This is a genomic window from Okeania sp. SIO3B5 (genome assembly GCF_010692555.1).
GTDB lineage: Bacteria > Cyanobacteriota > Cyanobacteriia > Cyanobacteriales > Microcoleaceae > Okeania.
In genome coordinates, this window is record NZ_JAAHHG010000565.1 from 1 (window position 1) to 6,294 (window position 6,294).

General features: G+C 33.7%; 8 protein-coding genes and 1 pseudogene. 5 read left to right on the forward strand and 4 right to left on the reverse strand.

Translation table 11 applies throughout. The features are described from left to right. The 4 genes from F6K54_RS43535 to F6K54_RS43550 form a co-directional block, all read right to left on the reverse strand. On the reverse strand, window positions 1-202 hold a 202-nt coding region (locus tag F6K54_RS43535), incomplete at its 3' end, for a transposase (RefSeq protein ID WP_366558263.1). After that, window positions 183-455 (reverse strand): transposase, encoded by a 273-nt coding sequence (locus F6K54_RS43540; RefSeq protein ID WP_366558363.1) that lies wholly within the window; start codon window positions 453-455, stop codon window positions 183-185. The genes F6K54_RS43540 and F6K54_RS43535, both read right to left, overlap by 20 nt. A gap of 257 nt (window positions 456-712) precedes the next feature. Continuing rightward, window positions 713-919, reverse strand: a complete 207-nt coding sequence (locus tag F6K54_RS43545) for a hypothetical protein (protein WP_366558364.1) — start codon at window positions 917-919, stop codon at window positions 713-715. Beyond that, a complete protein-coding gene (locus F6K54_RS43550; RefSeq protein WP_293073970.1) occupies window positions 895-987 on the reverse strand; it encodes a helix-turn-helix domain-containing protein in 93 nt (30 codons plus the stop codon). Before F6K54_RS43550 ends, F6K54_RS43545 begins: the two co-directional genes overlap by 25 nt. A 337-nt stretch (window positions 988-1,324) precedes the next feature. Between F6K54_RS43550 and F6K54_RS38250 the strand changes: the two genes are divergently transcribed. From F6K54_RS38250 to F6K54_RS38270, 5 genes and pseudogenes are all read left to right on the forward strand, one after another. Then, the gene (locus F6K54_RS38250; RefSeq protein WP_293089313.1) at window positions 1,325-1,453 is read left to right on the forward strand and encodes a hypothetical protein; all 129 of its coding nucleotides are present in this window, start codon (window positions 1,325-1,327) and stop codon (window positions 1,451-1,453) included. A 287-nt stretch (window positions 1,454-1,740) separates the two neighbouring features. Then, a complete protein-coding gene (locus tag F6K54_RS38255) occupies window positions 1,741-1,947 on the forward strand; it encodes a hypothetical protein (RefSeq protein ID WP_293089315.1) in 207 nt (68 codons plus the stop codon). Window positions 1,948-3,596: 1,649 nt separating this feature from the next. Further along, a complete protein-coding gene (locus F6K54_RS38260; protein ID WP_124143464.1) occupies window positions 3,597-3,962 on the forward strand; it encodes a response regulator transcription factor in 366 nt (121 codons plus the stop codon). A 16-nt stretch (window positions 3,963-3,978) separates the two neighbouring features. Next, complete coding sequence (locus F6K54_RS38265; protein ID WP_293089317.1) at window positions 3,979-4,497, forward strand: chemotaxis protein CheW; 519 nt, start codon at window positions 3,979-3,981, stop codon at window positions 4,495-4,497. A gap of 146 nt (window positions 4,498-4,643) precedes the next feature. Further along, window positions 4,644-6,294 (forward strand): annotated as a pseudogene (locus tag F6K54_RS38270) (hypothetical protein); the annotation flags it as partial.

Here is a 6,294-nt window from a genome sequence, read left to right on the forward strand (position 1 = left end):
GGCGACTAATTACTCTGAAATCACGACCATATTTTTCAGCAATTCCATCTAACAGTGTCCTGAATTGCCTCCAACCTAAATCTGATATCGCTCTGGATAATTTACGGTTTTTCACCATACCAGAAACATTCAAATCTTCTAAAACAACTGTTTGGTTTTCACGAATTATTTTAGTAGATAATTTATGCAGAAAATCTGTCAAGCGTATCTTTTAATTTGGCATGAAACTTAGCCACTCTAGCCCGTGCTTTTTCATACCTTTTAGACCCTTTAGTTTTCTTAGATAATGACTTACTTAACTTTCGGTACCTTTTAATATGTTTTTTCAATGGTTTAGGAGCATCAACCTTCGTACCATCGCTAAATGTAGCAAAGGTTTTGATACCTAAATCTATACCTACTGAATTATCAGTTCTCAGTAAGATTTCTGGTTGTATTTCTACTACAAAACTCAAGAAATATCTATGAGCTGAATCTTTAATTACTGTTACTGATGATGGAGCAGCAGGTAACTCTCACGGGCGAAACTATTTTCAGCTTTCCAATCTTAGCTAAATAAACTTTATGCTGACCAATCTTAAAGCCACCCTTTCTAAACCTAGCAGTTTGCTTTGACTTTCTACTTTTAAATCGCGGAGCGTTGCGAGGAACGAAGCAATCTGGAGGTCTAACAGGTCTACCTTTTCTCTGGCCTTGAGTTGATTTAAAAAAGTTAGAGCAACGCCTGGTTTAAATCATTCAATGATTGCTGCAATGGTATGTTAGAAACCTCTGACAACCATTCTCTTTCTTCAGTCTTTTTAGCTTGAGTAATAAAAAGCTTTTGTAGTTCTGATAAGTCAGGTTTCTTTTCTGCTGATTTATACTTCTGTTGGGAGTAAGCTAGACTATCATTCACTCGCCACACGGACACAGCCAAATAGCTTGGCGCTCTCGATATTTTTGTCCCGGGGTTGGATATATACGGTACTTAAATCTAGCTTTCATAACTTGACTTTCAAACTAACAACACGATAACATATTTATTGAAAAAAAACAACTAAAAAGTCGCCCGCTTATGGGCGAGGCTTGAGACCCATTTTTTCGGTCAAGAGAAAATATAATATTATTTTAAAGACCACTTAGCTAACATCTGAATTTTAGAAAGTGGGCCAAAATCATGGATATTTGAATTGAATGCAGACTAAAGTTTCTGGGGTAAATACAGAAAGCGAAAACTTCTCTAAAGTTTATTAAACTTACTCATAACTATAGCTATTAAACTAAAATGAGTAAGTTTGTTCAGTTTTCTATCCATTGAGTCGTTATCAGCTACAATTAAGGTATGAAGCTAGTTGAACGTCATGTTATTACTAAATCGCATTATTTGTGGTCAGAAATTGACCGGAAGGCTTTTTTGTCAAAAAATCTGTTCAATTTAGCCAATTACCATCCAGTGCCAATATTTCTTTGAAAACAAAAAGAAATTAAATTTTAATGAACTCGATCGCAAGGTATCAAAAAGTGACGATTATCAAAATTTACCTACCAAGGTAAGTAAGCAAATTATTAGGATATTAGACTCAGCTTGGAGTAGTTATTTTGCAGCTTTAAGAGAGTGGCAAAAACAATCAAATAAATTTTTAGGGAAACCAAAAATTCCCAAATACAAACATAAGATAAAAGGCCGAAATATTCTGCCCTATCCTAATGAATCAATTTATAAAAAAGCCTTAAAAAAAAGGGATTTGTCACTTCTCCATGAGTGAAATAAAAATACCCACCTCACAGACAGAAATAATAGAAGCCAGAATCATCCCTAAAAGTAGCTGTCATCTAATAGAAATAGTCTATGATCAAGAGGAGGAAACAACAGAAAATAAACAAGTAGCAGAAGTAGATTTAGGAGTAAATAACTTAATAGCTGTAATGACAAATCAAACAGGAATATCACCTATGCATGATTAAAGGCAGACCATTAAAAGTCATTAACACCTTTTATAATAAAAAACGCTCTTGTTTACAATCTCAATTAAAAACCAACCATAATAAAAGTGTAAGCATTCAGCTATTAGCTGTCAGCTATCAGTTCTCATGAGGGGGTTTAAATGAATATAGACTTTAAACCTGACTTTTCTAGTAAGATTTAATTTTGACTCAGTTAGTAAAGCTTTTATCTAAAACTAAAAACAATAGCTGTTAACGCAGTTCCTCCGACAGGAGGCTAGCTGACGGCTGAATGCTTACATAAAAATCATTCTTATCGGTTAAAAAAATCAACTCACAAACGAAATTGTCGAGTAGAAAACTATCTCCATACAGCAAGTAAAAGAGTAATAGATTGGTGTTTCATTAATGGATAATTACCTCTGGTTAAAACAGTTATGGAATTGAACATAAGGAAGTATTATTTCTTTATTTTCCCCTTGTAGAGCGACAGCTCGCGGCGCAGCCAAGGGGAGGCAGAGTAAGCTTAATTATTTAATTAATAATGATTAATGATTAATTATTCGGTAAACCATGAAATAGGAATCTTAATCATTGGGCGAAGTATGGGAAACAAGAGATAAAATCAGGAAAAAAGAACAATCAACAATTTTTAAATATCCCTCATTATAAGTCAATAGAAATGTTAAAATATAAAGCCCAAATAAGAGGGATAAAAGTAATAATTACAGAATAATCTTATACATCTCAATAGAGCTGTTTAGATGGGAATAATTTACCAAAATATGGAGAAAAAAAAACGAAATTTAGTGGAAAAATAGTAACAAGAGTGTTGTATAAAACTAGAGAAAATAAATTATTAAATGCAGATGTAAATGGGTCATTGAGTATAATTAAAAAAGTAATTCCTGATGTCTTGGACCAAGGAATAAAGGGTTTGCCGTTTAACCCTGTAGTGGATCAACCACTTGCGTTCAACTAAGGTTTCAGAGTTTTGAGTAAGTTGGAGTAAGTTTAGTTGAGCGGTAAAATATATATTAAGCTCAAGAGGATAATGATGAATTGTCCACTATTCAGTTGTCAAATTAAAGCAACAATATAGATAGTATGCAATAAAGTATATATTGAATTTATATATAACTATCATGGCTAAATATACAGCTATCTTGGTGATTACTATAGTAAAAAAAATCACCTTTTAAGTAGATAAAACCACTTAATAAAGACTAATACTGCTATCATAAAGAAGATTTACCAGAAAGTTAAATTTTGAACTAAATAGATATTTATTGCTGGCTCTCAATCTAAATTAATTGAGCTAGGGCAAAAAGCCAATCTAGAAAAATGTTAATAAACTAGGGTTTGCGCTCAAAAGTCTTTTAGTAGAGGAGATAACCCACCCCTCGCCCCTCCCAGGAGGGGAGGGGAAGACAGGAGGAATGGGAATGAGCGAGGAGGTAGGAGTAAGAATTGTCCCAAGATTGTTCTGCCCAACTCTTGACCAAAATCCACTCCTAATTGAGCCATTACCACCTAAAACCTCGCACTTTTTGATGCTTAAAAAGGCTAAAACCTTTATATCTAAAGACTTTTAGATTTAATCAGCAAGCCCTAAATATATATTTTTTAATTATCAATAAATCCAAACACAAGCTATCAGGTAGAAAAAAATGAGTAAAGTTCTAGTTGTAGAAGATAGCGTTACCCAAAGAGAAATGATTTCCCAACTTCTCAAAAATAGTGGATTAGCAGTTACTGTAGCTAATGATGGAGTAGAAGCTTTGGGACGACTTAAGAATACTAAACCAGATATCGTGGTACTAGATATTGTGATGCCAAGAATGAATGGCTATGAAGTTTGTAGGAGGATAAAATCCGATCCTAAAACCAAGAATATTCCGGTAGTTATGTGTTCTTCTAAGGGAGAAGAGTTTGACCGTTACTGGGGCCTAAAACAAGGTGCAGATGCTTACATTGCTAAACCATTCCAGCCCACAGAACTGGTGGGAACAGTTAAACAATTGTTAAGAAGATAGGAAATTGTTCAAGACTATGGTAGGAAATCAAGACTTTTTACCAGGCCAAGGTACAGGGATTCAAGAACTAGAAAATCCTGAAGGTGAACTTCATTTGCGGTTTTATCTACCTTCAGGCAATGAGTTTGCTTTACCAGCAATGGATATTAGAGAGGTAATTTCTCAATCTCCAGAAGGTATTACAGCAATTCCAAATGTTTCTCCTTTACTTTTAGGTACGATAAATTTAAGGGGACGAGTAATTTGGGTAGCCGATCTAGGTCAATTCCTTGGAGATCAAGTCCCAATTAATTCAGATAAATCTGAGATTCCCGTAATTGCAGTAGAAGACCAAGACACTATATTAGGATTAGCAGTTGAACGAATCGTGGAAATGGAGTGGCTTGATGAAAAGAAGCTAAAAATGTCCACAAATATTGCAGATGGTATGGCTCCCTTCTTAAAAGGAGAGTGGGTTTTTGATGAAAAGGGAGAACAGGTTCTCAGATTACTGGATCAAGAAGCAATTATTCGTTCGGCTCGATGGGCAGCCTAAATAAAAGTCAAAATTGGTAAGTCAACATAATTGTTTGATTGAGTTATTTATATATTCACATTTCTGACTGAGGCTGATTCCCAGTTCCGTAAACAATAAAATTAAAAAACTAAAAAATAATAAAATTATATTGAGAGAGGGACAGCATGACATCATCCAGCACAGACTTTTTACAAGATTATCAAAAAGTAGAAGATGCCTACAGTCAGGGTAATTATGAAGAAGCAGCGGCTTTAGTTTATAACTTAATTCAGGATTATCCAGAAGACCCTAGTGCTCGTCTTCTTTGTGGTCATATATATTGTTATGGACTCCATCAATATGATGTGGCAACAGAACAATATCATTTGGTATTGGACCTAACTGACGACCCAGATTTGATTAATTATGCTCAACAAGGTATAAGTGATAGTGAACAATTTATTACAAATAATCCTGCAGCTAGTGAATCAGAAGAATTTCTAGAAGATATTAATTTTGATGATGAGTTGGATGGAGTGGCTATGGAAGAAGAGATTTATAATTCTCAAGAATCTATAGCAGACAAGGAATTATTTTTGGATGAAAATAGCCTAGAACTAGATACAAAAGATTTGGAAAAAATTACGGATCAAGAAATATTTCAAGAAGAAAATAACGATGAATTAATAACAGAAAATTTTGATTTTAATCGATTGGAAAAATTAGATTTAGAAGGGATAGATGATTTAGAACTGACAGATGAAGATGAAGTAGATGGAGAAAATAACCCTTTTAGTACAAATGGTAATCCTAGCAATCAAGAATATGAAGATTTAGAAGAGATATCTGATTTCACAAAATATGAAGAACCTTTTGGTGAAGATGACCAAGAATCAGAATATCAGTTACCAATAAATAATAATAACTATACAGAAAAATTGCTAGATGATGCTGTTTTAAATGGTAGCAATAGCCTGGAAAATATGTCTGAAAAAATATCAGATTTTAGTTTGAATGAAGATTTAGATGAAATATGGAAAAAGCAACAAGAAGAATTATTTAAAGAAGAAGAAATAGCAGAAAATGACAAAACAGAGTATGAAGATATAAAAAATCATACAGTTAATTCAAATTTGGAAAAAGACCATCCAATAGAAGACTTAGACCTAGATGAACTTAATGATGATTTTGAGAACGTAATAGATGAAATTTTAGATAGTTCAGAAGGGATGATTAGTGAACAAACAAATAACATAGAAAGTAGTAATTCTCATGTACGAAGTACTCCAGAAACGGAAGATAAAAACCATAACCATAATTTTTCAGGTTTAGATGGAGCTACTATGTTGACGGGAAATAATAATAGCTTCGCATGGGAGGCAACAGAAGATATTGATGAATTAAGTAATGGAATAGATGAATTAGAAGACGGATTATATAATCAATGGAATAATATAGAAGATGTAGGGACAGGAGCAACAGAAAAACTGGAGAGTTTTGAGATCGATGAATTCGATGAAGCATCATTTAGTGAAGCTTTTGAGATAGATGAAGAAGGAAATATAGAAGGTAGAAAACCAAATGGTTTTCTAGAAGATGATGAATTTGGTGATTTTGAAGAGTATGGCTCTCTAACTGATGAGATGGAAATGCCGACTGATATGACTACTCCCGATCTGAATACTGCAGCATCCAATATAGAGGCAATAGACACGGGAATGGTGGTAGGAGCTACAACAGGAGCCTTGTTTGACAACAGAACTGATCATAGTGCGATTGATAATGAAGAAACTATTCCAATAGATAATCAACTCCCAACTTTTAGTAAAATTAAGA

Excerpts from the sequence above, each read along its gene's own strand:
- F6K54_RS43550 (WP_293073970.1), bottom strand. The coding sequence starts at position 987 with ATGAAAGCTAGATTTAAGTACCGTATATATCCAACCCCGGGACAAAAA.
- F6K54_RS38250 (WP_293089313.1), top strand. The coding sequence starts at position 1,325 with ATGAAGCTAGTTGAACGTCATGTTATTACTAAATCGCATTATTTGTGG.
- F6K54_RS38255 (WP_293089315.1), top strand. The coding sequence starts at position 1,741 with ATGAGTGAAATAAAAATACCCACCTCACAGACAGAAATAATAGAAGCC.
- F6K54_RS38260 (WP_124143464.1), top strand. The coding sequence starts at position 3,597 with ATGAGTAAAGTTCTAGTTGTAGAAGATAGCGTTACCCAAAGAGAAATG.
- F6K54_RS38265 (WP_293089317.1), top strand. The coding sequence starts at position 3,979 with ATGGTAGGAAATCAAGACTTTTTACCAGGCCAAGGTACAGGGATTCAA.